The sequence below is a fragment of the Secundilactobacillus silagincola genome (genome assembly GCF_002583405.1).
GTDB lineage: Bacteria > Bacillota > Bacilli > Lactobacillales > Lactobacillaceae > Secundilactobacillus > Secundilactobacillus silagincola.
On the sequence record NZ_BCMJ01000001.1, the window covers coordinates 71618 to 88462 of the forward strand.

The 16845-nt window shown below is 44.6% G+C and carries 4 protein-coding genes; 3 read left to right on the forward strand and 1 reads right to left on the reverse strand.

Annotated features, from left to right (window positions below; all coding sequences use genetic code 11):
• The first annotated feature begins 9 nt into the window (after nt 1–9).
• The 3 genes from CES82_RS00280 to CES82_RS00290 all read left to right on the forward strand — a co-directional run bounded on the left by CES82_RS00280 (nt 10) and on the right by CES82_RS00290 (nt 7230).
• Entirely contained in the window at nt 10–966 is a 957-nt protein-coding gene (locus CES82_RS00280) for a hypothetical protein (protein ID WP_098823321.1), read from the forward strand.
• Between the two features lie 358 nt (nt 967–1324).
• Complete coding sequence (gene gltB, locus CES82_RS00285) at nt 1325–5794, forward strand: glutamate synthase large subunit (RefSeq protein ID WP_439959031.1); 4470 nt, start codon at nt 1325–1327, stop codon at nt 5792–5794.
• A gap of 5 nt (nt 5795–5799) precedes the next feature.
• Nucleotides 5800–7230 (forward strand): glutamate synthase subunit beta, encoded by a 1431-nt coding sequence (locus tag CES82_RS00290; protein WP_098823322.1) that lies wholly within the window; start codon nt 5800–5802, stop codon nt 7228–7230.
• Between the two features lie 128 nt (nt 7231–7358).
• On the opposite strand, the gene CES82_RS00295 is transcribed toward CES82_RS00290, so the two are convergent.
• A complete protein-coding gene (locus tag CES82_RS00295; RefSeq protein WP_098823323.1) occupies nt 7359–16541 on the reverse strand; it encodes a mucin-binding protein in 9183 nt (3060 codons plus the stop codon).
• Nucleotides 16542–16845 lie beyond the last annotated feature (304 nt).

Sequence of the window (16845 nt, forward strand, 5' to 3'; positions counted from 1 at the left end):
GGACGCGTTATGAGAAAAATTAGTTTGATTTTATCAGCCGCCCTACTTAGCTTAACGCTGGCAGCGTGTGGCAAACCCTCACTATCGGTCGACCATAAGAGTTATGCTCCTAGCGGGATGACCGCCGTAATTAAGGGCAATAGTAATCAGAAAACAGTTAAGTACCGGATTAACAACGGCTCCACCAAAAACCAGTCAGTATTGAATGGCAGTTACGCCATTACACTGCCTGCTAAACCATACCAGCAAACCGTTAAACTGACTGCTGGTGGTCGCAACGCTTCAACCGTTGTTAAGAAGAGCCCGGCCATCATGAGCTACAGTAAGTTTAAAACGGCTTATAACCAAGCTTTGATGGCCACTGCCCTTTCTAAAAAGGATCAGGCAACGGCTATGCAGCTGCAAAAACAAGGCGCTCAGTTGCAGCAGCAAAGTGCCAAGCTGCAAGCTGAATCAAAAACTGCTCAGGCTAAATTAAAGTCTGGCGACACCTCGGCTCAAGCAACTTTGGCTTCATTAGCTAAGCAGGGTCAACAGCTTCAAGCGCAAGGTGCTAAGTTGAAACAAACTCAGGCATCATTAGCACCAGCATTGGCTAAGGCCAAAAAACAGGTTGCTGACGATACCATTACTGCCAAGGCACGGACTGGGGTCTACAACCTGAAAAAGACTGACAACGCAACCGTTCGCGGAAATGTTGACAATGGTCAACTCATCGGTGCAACGCTGATGGTGCCAACGTCATCGCTCAAATCAAAGGCAGCTGCTAAAACGTTCATGACAGAGCTTGCCGTATTAACGGGCAGTACCGGTGCTAACACTCAAAAGGTATTGAAAGGCTTCGAAAATAAAGCCAATAAGAAAAATAGCAGTCAAACAACGACCAGTACGATTCATTCGAAAGGCATTGATTTTGACTTAGGTTATTCGAAATCGACACTTTATATTTACGTTACTCATCATTAATTGAATAGTGTTATTGAAAGGTGTCATCCTGATTTTATCGTCAGGATGGCGCCTTTTTTAGTAATTTCCTTAGGAATATTTAATAATTACAAATTTGATAATTTATCTATAATAGTTGCTTAATCAACGTTCACCATATTACACGGTTGTCATTATATTTGCTGATATAACAGCAATTATAGAGAGTATCTATTAATAAACTATAATATTCCAAAATGAATAAAACGACTAATTCCCCAAAAAAGTAAATATTTATTTAGTTCTAAGTATTGTCAGATTGTCAAAATTAGAATATCATTAGAATAATTCGCACCACATAGTTGACTCTCCTTTCGTTTTTAAAAGTAGGTGACAGTTTTTGAAAACTCTGAATCACGATCATCATTTAATGTACGATCCTCAATTTGAACACGCTGCCTGTGGGATGGGCTTTATCACTCAAATTGACGGTCACGCAGACCACCAATTAGTTGAAAAAGCCCTCACAATGCTGGAGCGTATGAATCACCGCGGCGGTACCGGTGCTGAACCTGATACTGGTGATGGTGCTGGTATTCTTATGGCAATGCCGGATAAGTTCTTCCGTCAGCAAATGGCTAATGCCAAGCTGACGCTACCTGAAAAAGGCGACTACGCTGTGGCACAGCTGTTCTTGCCCCACGAAGTTCAAAAACGCGATGCTATGTTGTCGGCGGTGACAGCACAAATCGATCAAGCTGGCTTCCCGGTATTATGGACCCGACTTGTTCCCTTTGTTTACGAAAACTGTGGTCCTGGCGCTCAAAAATCTATGCCAGGATTTGTTCAGATCATCATGCAACGACCAGCTGATATCGCCACCGGTCGTCCTTTTGAAGACCAACTTTACACCCTTAGACGACAGTTGGAACACGTTTTCGAACATCAGTCATTAGCCATTTGTTCACTTTCCAGCCAAACCATCGTCTACAAAGGTATGTTGCATGCCTTTCAAGTTGGACGCTTCTATCCAGACCTGCATGACCCTGCCATGGAAAGTGCCATTTGCCTCATTCATTCACGTTTCTCAACCAACACCTTTCCAAGCTGGGCACGTGCTCAACCCTTCCGCTTCTTAGCTCATAACGGGGAAATTAATACCTTAAAGGGCGCCGAAAATTGGATGACCAGCCACGGGATTGATATTTACGACGAAGAGGATTCTGACTCCGCTAAACTAGAAAACTGCATGGAATACCTTTACCGTCAGGGACGCTCGATTCCAAAAGCACTCATGATGATGGTGCCAGAAGCTTGGGGTACCGGTGTTCAGATGCCGAAACAGCAACGCGCATTTGACGAATATAACGCCACTTTCATGGCCCCTTGGGATGGTCCAGCAGCGCTGTGCTTCACCGATGGCATTCAAGTGGGTGCTTTCCTTGATCGTAACGGACTGCGGCCATCGCGTTATACCTTAACCAAGGACCGCGTATTAGTCGTTGCTTCTGAATCCGGTGTGGTGGACGTCAAGCCAACTGATATCGTTAAAAAAGGGATTCTAGGCCCAGCCCAAATGATCTTAGTGGATACCAGCTTAGGTAAAATTTACCAATCAGATGAACTCAAGCAAACTTTTGCTAACGAACATCCCTACCAGCAATGGCTGACTGCTAACCGAATTTCGCTGAAAAACTTACCAGAAGTCAAAACAGAAACAGCCATTTCAGACACTGAATTAAAACGGCTCTGGCTACAGAATGGCTACACTCACGAAGTCATCGAAACCGCGTTGATTCCAATGGCTGAAAATGGTGGTGAACCCGTGGTCGCTATGGGCTTTGATTCACCACTGGCGGTTCTCTCGCATAAATCTGAAAATCTCTTCACCTATTTTAAACAGGCTTTCGCACAGGTGACCAACCCACCGATTGATCCCCTCCGTGAAAAAATCGTCATCAGTACGACCCTCTATCTCGGTCGTGATGCTGATATCACCACTGATACAGCGGCAAACTGTCACAAAGTCCGCATCGAAAGTCCCATTTTAAGCGATCAGGATTACGCCAAAATTGAAGCGCTGGATCTACCAGACCTCAAAGTAGCTAAATTGGGACTATCATATGATCTCACGGATCGGCCTAACCGCTTATTTCATGCCTTGGATGATCTATTCAAACGAGCTGAAAACGCCATTGATCAGGGTGCATCTATTCTGATTCTCTCGGACCGTTCTACTCAGCAACACCAGCTGACCATTCCCGTCTTGCTGGCAGTTTCTGGACTGCACAACTATCTGGTTCAACAGGGTAAAAGTACCGACGCATCCATCGTGGTGGATACGGCAGAAGCCTGCGAACTGCATCATTTTGCCTGTCTCGTTGGCTATGGTGCCACGGCTATTCATCCTTATGGCGCTTACGCCACACTGGTCTCGCGTGGATATGAAGCCAAATTAGGCAACTATCGACTGGCCGCTACCAACGGCATTATCAAGATCATGAGCCGAATGGGAATTTCAACCATTGCCGGTTATCAAGGTGCCCAGTTGTTCGAAGCCGTTGGACTATCAAGCGAAGTGGTGGATCAGTATTTCACTGGTACCCCCAGTCGAATCGGTGGTCTAACCCTCAACCAAATTGAAGACGAATACATGGCTAAATATCGCGCAGCCTATGATGCTCATAATATTGACGATTTGCCATCCGGTGGCAGTTTCCAGTTCAAATCAGATGGTGAACATCACCTTTACAACCCAGAATCAATCTACCAGTTCCAAAAGGCAGTGCGTTCTGGCAGTTACGAGGAATACCAAAAATACGCACAACAAATGAACCAAGAAGCCATTAGTAACCCCGTCACCCTACGTTCCATGTGGGAAATTCAAGCAAAGGGTCGGACAAGCGTTCCCATCAACGAAGTGGAGCCAGTCAGTTCCATCGTCAAACGGTTCAAGTCCGGCGCCATGAGTTTCGGGGCCCTTTCAGAAGAAGCCCACGAAACGATTGCCATTGCCATGAACAAGTTAGGTGCTCGCAGCAACTCTGGTGAAGGCGGTGAAAACCGGAACCGATTCAAAGTTGGTGCTGATGGGTTAAACCGTAATAGCCGCATCAAGCAGGTCTCCACTGCCCGGTTCGGTGTCAACGCTGAATACCTCGAAAGTGCTGATGAGATTCAAATCAAAATGGCGCAGGGCGCTAAACCCGGTGAAGGTGGTCAATTGCCAGCTGGTAAAGCCTATCCTTGGGTGGCTAGTATCCGAGGTTCCATTGCCGGTGTGCAATTAATCTCACCGCCGCCTCACCACGATATCTATTCGATTGAAGATCTCGCCCAGTTAATCTACGACCTGAAGCAAGTTAACCCCTACGCGATTATCAACGTTAAGCTAGTCTCTTCAACCGGCGTTGGCACCATTGCAGCCGGCGTGGTTAAGGCTGGCGCAGACACAGTGGTGGTTGCTGGTTACGACGGTGGTACCGGTGCAGCTCCAAGAAACTCTACTCGTGACTGCGGGCTGCCGTGGGAAATGGGCTTAGCGGATGCACACCAAACATTGGCGCTTAATCATCTCCGTCAGCGAACCACTCTTGAAGTAGATGGCAAACTGCTCACTGGCCGCGATATTGCGGTTGCCATCATGCTGGGTGCCGAAGAATTTAGCTTTGCCACCCTGACCATGGTTGCTATCGGCTGTATCATGATGCGGAAATGCAACCTTAATACCTGTCCCATTGGCATTACGACCCAAGATCCACAATTACGGCGTTTATTTGCCGGTAAACCGGAATACATTATCAACATGATGCATTTTTTGGCACAGGATCTGCGGGAACAAATGGCCCAATTAGGCTATCGAACCGTGGATGAAATGGTCGGTCATGGTGAACATCTGACTCCCCGTTACATTCCAGCTGGCAAAGCCAAATCGCTTAACTATGATAGGATGATTGGTAAAACCATCACCATTCAGCGTAAGGCTAAGGATCCCTTCCGTGCTAAATACAACTGGCCTGACCTCAACGCGATTACTGAAGCCAGTCTGAAAAACGGGACTACAACATCAATCAATCAGCCTATCAACAATACCGACCGAGCAACAGGAACCCGCCTCGGTGGCTGGATTGCTGCTCGTTTTGGCAACCAGGGACTCAAACCAGGCGCCTTACAACTAAACTATACTGGAACTGCTGGTCAAAGTTTCGGTGCCTTTATCACCCAGGGACTGGAACTCAAGCTACGTGGAGAAGCTAATGATTACGTGGGGAAAGGCCTTTCTGGTGGTCGACTAATCGTTGCCTCACCAGAGGGTGCCGAAGACATCTACGCCCACGCTCCGATTATCGGTAACGTTGCCTGTTTTGGTGCCACCAGTGGTGAAGCCTTCTTTAACGGCCGTGCTGGTGAACGTTTCTGTGTTCGTAATTCCGGTGCCAACGTTGTGGTGGAAGGCATTGGTAATAACGGCTGCGAATATATGACCGGTGGCGTCGCTGTCATTTTAGGTCAAACTGGCCGGAACTTTGCTGCGGGTATGTCTGGTGGTATCGCCTACGTTTATGATTGGAAACACAACTTTAAACAACGGTGTAATACTGAACTGGTCGATCTGTATGATTTAGATGAATCAGGCGATGACAGCATCCTTAAAACCTTGATTGAAAAGCACTATTACTATACTCAATCTTCACAGGCAAAGAAAATTCTCGATAACTGGGAAGAAGCAAAACAGTTATTCGTGAAAGTCTATCCAACTGATTATCATCGGATGCAAGACTTGATTCATAAGTTTGAACAAGCAGGTGTCCCTGAAAATCAAGTGATTCAAAAAGCCTTCGACGTCGCCACTCAAACGGGAAAGGAGTGATCGGTATGGGAGATCCAAGAGGATTTATCAAACACGATCGAAAGAGCAACCCCATGCGGCCGATTCCAGCACGCATCAAGGACTTTAACATTATGGAAATCGACCTGGGTGATGCTGATCGCCGAATTCAAGCCAGTCGCTGTATGAACTGTGGTATTCCCTTCTGTCACCATGGTGTCTTTTACGGCGGTAAACGTGGCGTTAGTGGCTGTCCAAACGATAACTTAATTCCAGAATGGAACGATTTGGTTTATAAGCAGCGAGATAAAGCGGCCTTTGAGCGCTTAACACGAACCAATTATCTACCAGATATGACTGGACGGGTCTGCCCCGCTCCATGCGAAGTTGCCTGCGTTAACGCCTTAAATGGTCCCGGAATCACCATTCGTAACAATGAAAAATTTATTATTGAACAAGCTTTTAAAAACGGCTGGGTGGTTGATTCAGGTAAACCCGCTCACCGAACCGGTAAAAAAATTGCGGTTATTGGTAGCGGTCCTGCTGGTATTTCCGCCGCTTGGCGCTTGAACCAACTGGGACACACCGTCACTGTTTATGAGCGAGCTGACCGCTTTGGTGGTTTACTGATGTACGGCATTCCTAATATGAAACTACCTAAAGAAATCGTTGAACGGCGAATTCAAGCCATGCGAGACGTGGGCATTAAATTAATTGCTAATACTGAAGTGGGTCGAGACATCGACGTTGAAACATTAAGGGCTGAGTACGATCGTATTGTGATTTGTACAGGCGCTCGTGAAGCCCGTGATTTAGACGTTCCCGGCCGGCAGCTTAAAGGCGTTATGAAAGCCGTTGACTTTCTAACTGACGCAACTAAGTCAGTAATCAAAAATGGCACTGAAGCAACCGACGCGTTAAAGGGCAAGCACGTGGTAGTCCTCGGTGGTGGCGATACGGGTAACGACTGTATCGGGACCGCCATTCGTCAGGGTTGCGCTGGCATCACTCAGTTGGAAATCAATCCAGAATTGCCAAAGGAACGCACGTTAGATAATCAATGGCCAGAGTGGCCGATGGTGCTGAAGGACGGCTACGGCCAGCTGGAAGCCCAACGGTTATTCGGAGAGATTACAACGTATACGGCAACTGCCACCGGTTTCTTCGGTGAAAACGGTCAGCTGTCCGAAGTTGAAGTTAGTCGCACCGACCACTACAAGCCAATCGCTGGCAGTCAAAAACGCATCGAGGCTGATTTAGTTCTACTGGCTATGGGCTTTACTGGTGCGGAACAATGGCTGTTCGATGCCTTTGGAATTACTAAGGTAAACGCTAATTACAGCACTAACGATAGTCAGGTATTCGTGGCCGGTGATAGTCTCCGCGGTCAAAGTCTGGTTATCTGGGCGATTTACGAGGGACGGATGTGTGCCGAAAAGATCAATGCTTCGTTCGAAGTATTGTCGGCCAAAGTCTGAATAATAATGACATAAAAAGCGGACAATTTTTTAAAAGATTGCCCGTTTTTTGATTTTTTAAATTTAAACAACAAAAATAGCGCTGATGATCGCTCATCAACGCTATTTTCAGTGACGTGAAAGACTAGTTATTTATCGTCTTCACGTTTCTTTTGTTTCGTGAAACCTAATAGACTCAACATACTCATGAGACCAAGGCCAAGCAATGCCCAAACACTGGTATTCTGTTCGTTGGTTTGTGGCAAGCTTCCGGCTTTGTTAGCTGTAGCACCAGAATTGTTAGCACTAGAGTTACTTGTCTGTTGCGGTTGAATAGCTGCAGCCTGACTGCTCTGGTGTACGAGTCCAGATTGAGTAGCACCAGCATTACTATCAGTGCCACTTAAACTGGTTGGCTGACCAACCGTCTTTTGACCATTATCAGTAGAAATCACATTATTATCGGTCTTTCCACCGGTAGTTGTATTGTTGTCTGTCTCATCGCCACCAGGCACCGTATTGTTGTCGGAACCATCAGTAGTTGTATCAGGGCCATCCGTTGGTGTACCAGTACCATTATCAGTTGAACTACCGCCTGGTACATCCGTTGTACCACCATTATCTGAAGGATTTGCAGGTACCGTGACACTGACGGTAATTGGTTTCGATGGATCTTGGTTGTTCGGAACCTCAACGTCGCCATCCGTGCCGTTTAAGACATAGCCGTTTGGCACGTTACCAGAAACATTAAAATGATTACCTGGGTTACCTACGACAGTTGCCGTACCAACTACATCACCACTTGGTGTGACGAAGTTAATCGTGTATTGGTGGGCTGACGGCACATTATCCGTTGGCACTTCATCCTCATTCCAAACTTGGATTGGGTCAGTATCCTTGCCAGCAGGCGTCGTAATATTGACCGTAATCGGTGTCTTAGGATCCGCCCCCTTTGGAATATTAACGAGAATCTTGTCATTTCCTGGCGTTGGCACATAACCAGCAGGAATGTCTGGTGTGATATCAACAGTATTGTCCACACCTGGGTTAGCTGGCACCGTGACTTTACCAACTACATCGCCGTTTGGCGTGACAAAGTTAACCGTGTACTGGTTGGCGTATGGAACGTTGTCCGTTGGCACCTTATCCAGTTCAACACCTTCGACGTGGCTTAGTTCCACAACATAGGTTGGAACTTTGCCGTACTGGGTAAAGGTCTTAGTAGCACTAACTAAACCGTTATTGTCACCCTTGCTCAAGGTGTAACCTTGGTTGAGCAGGTCTTGTTCTTTAGCAAAGACTCCGCTGTAATCAACCGTTTCATCTGAGTGTCCGTTAATTGTAACAGCGCCCAAATCGGCCCCTTTATCATCAACGAATTGAACCTTAACGCTTTGTGGATCAGCCGTGTAGTTGACGTAGTTCTTGTCACCTGGCTTGCTATCCGGTCCATCAACGGTAATGGTGCCATCTGGATTAACAGTCGCTGGCACCGTAGTCTTGTCCGGTGTGTAGCCTGGAATCGTTGGCACATCAACCGTGACGTGATCGCCAGTCTTGCCAGTCACATTCGGCACGGTCTGAGACCCCTTATTACTTGGAATATCGACGGTACCAGTAACCGTGTTTGGTGTGTAAACCACGTCAACTTCGCCGTTCTTCGGTGGAATTGTGGTCGTATCAGTTGTTGGCGTATAGCCTGGAATACTTGGATTAGTAATGACGGTACCAGGATAATTATTGACAGTTGTCACTTGACTACCTGGAACCGGATCGCCATTTGGCAATTTCGGTGTTAAGTCGGATGTCACTTTAACATTGTTGACCTTAGTCAAGACTACTTCGTAAGTTGGGGTGACATCATCATCGCGATCATAGGTCTTCGTTGCACTATCTAGACCGTTATTGTTCCCCTTCTTCAACGTGTAACCTTGATTCAGCAAATCTTGTTGCGCTTGGAAAGCTGGATTGTAATCAACATTAGCATCGGAAACACCGGTCAAAGTAGTTGTCCCTAAATCGTTACCCTTGTCATCAACAAAGTGAACGTTGATTGTCTGACTATTAGGCACATAAACTACCGAGACATCCCCATTCGTCTTCGGAATAGTGGTCAGCGCATTGGTTGGTGTATAACCTGGAACATTTGGTGTAATCACATTGGTACCTGGATAATCATGTACCGTAGTTGGCGTGGTGTTTGGAACTAATTTACCATCTGAACCAAATGGGACTAGGTTGACCGTCACTTTAACGTTGTTGATTTTAGTCAACTGAACGTTAAAGGTCTGTGAGTGATTTGCAAATGTTGCCGGAAGACCAGCTAAACCATTATTTAAACCAACCTTTGGTGTGTAGTTACCCAAACTAATAATGCTTTGTTCTGCAGCAATGGCTGAATCAAGAACAACTTTGCCATCCGTCTTGCCATGAATAACTGTAGTGCCTAATACCGCACCAGTCTTGTCATCAAGGAAGTTAACTGTAATATCTTGAGCGTTAGCAATGTACTTAACTTTAACAGTATTATCCTTACCAGCTGGGACAGGAACGTTTGGTGTTGTCGCTGTATAACCTGGAATTTCTGGAACAGCCACATTAGTACCAGGATAGTCATGAACCGTTGTTGAAGTGGTGTTTGGAATTGGTGTTTTACCATCCTCACCAACCGGAACTAAGGTAGCCGTGACTTTAACGTTGTTGATCTTAGTTAAGACAACCACGTAAGTTGGAGTAACGTTGTCATCACGATCATAAGTCTTAGATGCACTAACCAGACCGTTATTGTTCCCCTTTTTCAGGGTGTAACCTTGGTTCAGCAAAGCTTGTTGAGCTTGGAAAGCTGGACTGTAATCAACATCGCCATCAGAAACACCGGTCAAAGTAGTCACATTACCGAGCTGATTGCCAGCTTGGTCAACAAATTGAACCTTAATGGATTGAGCATCTGGAGTGTATTCAACGTTCACCGTGTTACCACGCTTGTCAGGAGTAGTAACGTTATCTTTATTGGGTTCAGGTGTTGGTACCGTGATGGTATTACCATTCTTTGGTGTGTAACCAGAAATGGTAGGTACATTAACCGTCTTACCAGGGACATCCGTAACAACGGTTGGTGTAGCCCCTTTAATTGGATTACCGTTCTCATCAACCGGAACTAAAGTAGTGTCAGCTGAGATCGGGGTAATCTTAGTTAACTGAATTGTAAAGGTCTGAGACTTGTCAGTGAAGTTAGCTGGAATACCAGTTAAACCATTACTTAGACCCTTCTTTGGTGTATAACCTTGATTGATAAGACTTTGTTCTTTGGTAATCACAGCACTAGTATCAACTGCACCATCGGTCTGACCGGTAAGTTTTTCGGAACCTAAATCATTACCTTTTTCATCAGTAAAGTTAATCGTGATGGTTTGCGGCTTAGCGATATAAATAATTTTAAGAGTCGTCCCCCGCTTATCAGGCGTGGTTACCTTGCCACCAGTAACGTTGTCTTTACTAAGCACTGGAGTGGGAATGGTAACTGTCGTTTCGGTAGTTGTATAGCCAGGAATTGAAGGCACAGTGATGGTCTTTCCAGGAACGCCAGTAACCGTAGTTGGTGTGGTATTCGGAATTGGATCGCCGTTTACATCACTTGGAACTAACGTTAAGTTGGCAGCCGTATCACTAATCTTGGTCAACTGAACAGTGTAAGTTGGAACCTTACCATAAGCGGTAAAGGCCTTCACGACGCTATCCAAACCATTCTGGTTGCCTTTAACTGGCGTGTACCCAGTATTAATGAGGCTCTGTTCTACTTTAATAGCTGGCGTTAAATCAACATCGCTATCAGAAACACCGGTCAAGGTAGTCACATCACCGAGCTGATTGCCATCTTGGTCAACAAATTGAACCTTGATGGATTGAGCATCTGGGGTATATTCAACATTAACCGTGTTACCACGCTTATCAGGAGTAGTTACCTTGCCATTAGTAACGTTGTCTTTGTTAGGTTCAGGAGTAGGAATAGTAACCGTAGTGTTAGTTGCCGTATAACCAGGGACTGAAGGCACAGTGACCGTCTTACCAGGAACCTCCGTAACAACAGTTGGCGTAGTCCCTTTAATTGGATTACCGTTCTTATCAACTGGAACTAATGTAGTATCAGCTGAAATTGGCGTAATCTTAGCTAATGTAACGGTAACTGTTGGCGTGTTCTTGTCATCGTGATCGAAGACTTTCGATGCGGTAGCAAAACCAGTCTTATCACCATTGATTGGAAGATACCCTTGGCTAATTAAAATCTTTTGAGTATTCAATGCTGGCGTGTAATCGATATTGCTATCGGATCTGCCCGTTAAATCAGTGGCATCAGCTAACTTATTACCATTTTGATCAACGAATTGAACCTTAACTGTTTGAGTATTAGGAACATAGGTTACATTGACGGTCGTGCCGCGTTTGTCAGGCGTAGTGGCTTTGCCACCGGTAACGTTGTTTTTATTAGGTACTGGTGTAGGAATGGTAACTGTCTTATCAGTAGAGATAACGGTGTAACCAGGTACATCAGGAGTAGTGACATCAGTGCCAGGAACGCCAGTAACCGTGGTTGGTGTGGTATTCGGAATTGGATTGCCGTTTACATCACTCGGAACTAACGTTAAGTTGGCATTCGTATCACTGATCTTGGTCAACTGAACGATGTAAGTCGGAACCTTACCATAATCAGTAAACGCCTTCGTAATGCTATCCAAACCGTTCTGGTTGCCCTTAACAGGCGTGTAACCAGTGTTAATGAGGCTCTGTTCTGTTTTGATAGCTGGCGTTAAATCAACATTGCTGTCGGAAACACCAGTCAAGGTAGTTACATCACCGAGCTGATTGCCATCTTGGTCAACAAATTGAACCTTAATGGATTGAGCATCTGGGGTATATTCAACGTCAACCGTGTTCCCACGTTTGTCAGGAGTGGTGGTTACCTTACCATTGGTAACATTATCTTTATTAGGTACTGGTGTAGGAACGGTAATGGTATTACCATTCTTTGGTGTGTAGCCAGGAATGGTGGGTACATTAATCGTCTTACCAGGGACATCCGTAACAACAGTTGGCGTAGTCCCTTTAATTGGATCACCATTTTGATCAACTGGAACTAAAGTGGTATCAGCTGAAATTGGCGTAATCTTGGTTAATTTAACCGTAATTGTTGGTGTAGCTGTGTCATCGTGGTCAAAGACTTTCGGTGCGGTAGCAAAACCAGTCTTATCACCATTAATTGGGAGATACCCTTGGCTAATTAAAGTCTTTTGAGTATTCAACGCAGGAGTGTAATCGATATTGCTATCGGACCCGCCCGTTAAATCAGTGGCATCACCTAATTTATTACCATCTTGATCAACGAATTGAACCTTAACTGTTTGAGTATTAGGAACATAGGTTACATTGACAGTCGTGCCACGTTTGTCAGGCGTAGTGACCTTGCCATTAGTAACATTGTCTTTATTAGGCACTGGAGTAGGAATGGTAACTGTCTTATCAGTATCAGTGACAGTGTAACCAGGTACATCGGGAGCAGTAACATCAGTGCCGGGAAGACCCGTTACCGTAGTTGGGGTAGTGTTCTTGATTGGGTTACCATTTGGATCAACAGGAACTAAGGTAGCATCCGCTGGCACCTGATCATTAAACTTACTCAACTTAACGGTTATTGTTGGAGTAGCCTTGTCATCGTGGTCAAAGACTTTCGGTGCGGTGGCAAAACCAGTCTTGTCACCATTGATTGGGAAATACCCTTGACTTACTAAAGTCTTTTGAATATTCAACGCTTTGGTGTAGTCGATATTGCTATCGGATCCACCCGTTAAATCGATGGCATCACCTAATTTATTACCATCTTGATCGACGAATTGAACCTTAACTGTTTGAGTATTTGGCGTGTAAGTGACTTTGACAGTAAAATCAGGGCCATTTGGAATAGTTACATTTGACGTAGTTGCAGTGTATCCTGGAACATTAGGAACTGAAACACTGTTACCTGGAAAATCATTAACCGTTGTTGGCGTAGTGTTCGGAATTGGGTTACCGTCTCCATCGCTTGGAACTAAAGTTGCTGTCACCTTTTGGTTGTAAACAACATCGATACCAGTTAAGGCAGCCATTGTACCCGCCTGAGCCGTGGTAATCTGTGGTGTAACGTTAAATCCTATTCCAGAACCCATACTACCATCGTTTAATTGCAGGGCTAAACCAGTTCCGGCATCAGCCCCACCAAGTTCATCTTGGGTCATAGTGGCAACGGATTGTGGCTTAGTCCCATAATACGTGGTCGTCACGGTAATCGTTCCAGCAGTCTTATCAGCAACTAAAGTAGCTGATTTGACACCGGTCGTATTATTATCATTCTGAGCGTAGTTGAAGGTAACTGACTTCAATTGAGCTGTTGGATAGCCATCAACACCTGCATCGGCACCAGTACCAGCATCATTAACGCCAAGTTGAATATCAGGAACATTCTCCTTCAATGTAGTACCAGCTGTATCTTTTACTGTAACCGGAACCTTAATTGGATTAACGGTTAATGTTCCTACTCCGTTAATGGTGTTATCGAATAGATAATCTGGATTGACAGCTGCCAATTTAGTTAAGCCTTGTTTCGAGAGCGTCACGTCATAAGGACCTGCTGGAGATTGAACAGCGGATAAGTCCAAATCACCATCTGCTGTATTAACAGTATAGGTGTTGCCAGTACCAGCAGTCTTCGTCCAACCATCAGGCGCTTTCAGGCTATCTGGTAAAGTAACCGTCATGGTTGACGGCGTAGCAGACTTCCATGTCATTTGACTATTGGCTATCTTAACTTGGTCCTGAGTCGTATCAATGACTTTTTTGTATATCGCTGTATAGTTGATACCAGTGGCTAGCGTAGCCTCTGGCTTCAACCCAACTGTAGCATCCTTCTTAAAAGTACTTTCATCTGGCACACTGGTTCGGTCCAAAATGTACTGTGTACCATCAGTCGCAGTTATTTTTTCAGGGATTACTGTCAGTGGATCATAAGCGTCTCCAACCATACCAGAAGTTTTCACAGCACTTGCAATTATATTACCAGCAGCATCTTTTAAGTTGTATGTGGTTTGAACTGGAATGTGCTTGATTGTATAGGAACCAGCCCACATTCCGTTATCATAAGTATCACTAATAGTTTCAGTATTAGTTAACCCGAGGCCATTTGCTACCACAGGAATGTTAGGATAAGCACCACCGGTATTAATGGTATATGCACCGTCCGTATAAGCATTGTCGTCAGTAGCATATAAAATAGCAGCATCATTTTCTACTGTCCGGTCACCAAAGTTCCCAGTTGCTACATTAGTAATATCTGGATCAACGACTACGTTAAGCGGAACCGAAGCCTTATCACCACTTTCGGTGACAGTCCCAAGTTTAAAGTAAAACGCTTGGCGTCCCTTATAATCAGGCAACTGGCCAACGGTTAAATCGGTATATGAGGTATTCGTAGTCGCAAGTGTTTGTGTAATATTATTTTTAATTACATCTACTGGGTCATCGGCTTTGGTGTAACTAGTAATTTTAGTCGGATCAGTTGAATCAGTTGTTACATTGGCCACAGCTAACCCGGCTGGAATAATGATAACATCCGTAAAGTTAGTAATTGTTGCTGTAGACGATCCAAAAATACCTAATTTTAAGGTAGCTCCGTCACCATCACTAAGAATTCTTCCACCTAAATTACCACCGCCACCACCAAAATTAGACAGATTTCGCACAGGAGTGTTCACCGATCCATCAGCAATAATAATTCTACCAGGCTGGATATTAATTGATTTAATTGGTGTGTTTGGGTTAGCGGCATTTAAATTATTTAAAGCAGTTGTTGTTAAATTAAGCGGATAGCTGGTAACCGTTGTTTTATTTACGTTACTGGTATCAAAATAGCTAATTGGCACTTTATAAACAATATCTTCTTGGCCGGTATTGTCATAACCAACCTTCCAATCAGTCGGTACCGTTTCATGACGAGAAACGCTGACGGTAACTGTCGCTGGTAGGCCTGTATCGGTAGTCTTCATTCGAACGGTACCAATGCTTAATTTAGTGTTGTTTTGAATTTGAAAATTACCGACAGTAACATTGCTAGCGACCGTATTATAGTTAGAATTGGCTGCATTCAATTTTTGTAGCCCACTAGCTGTCAGATTAACTGTATAGGTTCCTGGTTCCTGACTATCAATGTTGGCTTGAATATCACCAGAAGCAATGGTAACAGTGTAACTACCATCAGCATTAACCGTCCAGTCGGTTGGGGCTTTTAATTCAGAACTAACAGTAACCTTAAAGCTGGTCGGATCCGTTGTTGCATCATTATCGTAGAGCTTAGAAGTATTTTCAATTGCTACTGAACCCGTTACAACCGATGCTTTTTTAATCGTCAATTTACCAGCAGTAACTGCACTAACGACTAAGTTCTTTGTCTGATTAGCTTGAACAGCATTAAGCCGAGCTAAACCAGCATCACTCAAGGTAATATCGTAAGAACCAACGTTTTGATTGACTTTAGATAAATCGATATCACCAGAGGATGCAGAAACTTTATATTCGTTCTCATTTCCTGTGAAGAACCAGCCAGTAGGTGCAGTCAAATTATCTGATAATTTAACATTGAACGTTGCTGGCGTATCACTTTGATTGTCATACGTCTTAGATGCATCTTCCACCGTTGCACTTACGGCTTGCACCGGATCAGCAGCGGTTGTCGAATTCCCTTGAACACCAGAAATCGCTGTTACTTGTTGCGGTGTTCCAGTCTGGGCATAAGTTTTTGCAGCTGCCGTCTTCGCTTGTTCAATGGTGCTTTCATCTGTAACGTCACCCAAATTAGTGGTTTGGACGTTAGCTGTTGCTGCTTGAGCTTGTGTATCACTTGTTGCAGGTGTCTTCACATTAGTTGAAGACTGTGCATCTGCGTTTTGAGCTGCTGTTTTCTGAGTTGCTGTGTTTTGAGTTTCAGGTTCTGTTGTCGTTTGAGTTGTATCTGCAGCCGCTTTCATTTCGGGTGCAGAATCTTGTGATTGGGTCTTATCGCCAATCACAACTTTTTTTGCTTGTAAATTAGTCTGTGTTGCAGTCGACTGAGATGTTTCTGGGTCAGTTTCAGTAGTCGCTGCATGAACATCTGGATGGTCACCCATCACGATGCTTGCGCCTAGCGAAATCGTGAATAGACCGGCGAAGAGCCATGTCTTCCCAACCTTATACATCTTAAAGTGTTCTTTGACCTGAGCACTATCCCGTAGTACCCGTTCGTGCTGCTTTTGTAGATCTTGCTTATTCATTTTATTGCCCCCCAGCAAAATTTAAACCTAGCTCCAACTTTTAGTATCCCTATTCATAGGATGCCGATATACCTAGTTAACGCTATTAAATATCCTCCAACGATACATAACAATTAACTAACCTTTGTTTGCCCATAGTATAACAATTTATTATCAAAAAAACCAGTAACAGAACGGAATTTACTGATTTTAATTTAAGTTGACTTTGCAAGTATCGTTGACATGTTTTTAAAGTACAAAACAACATACGAAGTTCTTCCAATTTCCATCGAATGGGTCTCACCTTTCCGACCATACAAAAACT

Excerpts from the sequence above, each read along its gene's own strand:
- CES82_RS00280 (WP_098823321.1), top strand. The coding sequence starts at position 10 with ATGAGAAAAATTAGTTTGATTTTATCAGCCGCCCTACTTAGCTTAACG.
- CES82_RS00295 (WP_098823323.1), bottom strand. The coding sequence starts at position 16,541 with ATGAATAAGCAAGATCTACAAAAGCAGCACGAACGGGTACTACGGGAT.
- CES82_RS00290 (WP_098823322.1), top strand. The coding sequence starts at position 5,800 with ATGGGAGATCCAAGAGGATTTATCAAACACGATCGAAAGAGCAACCCC.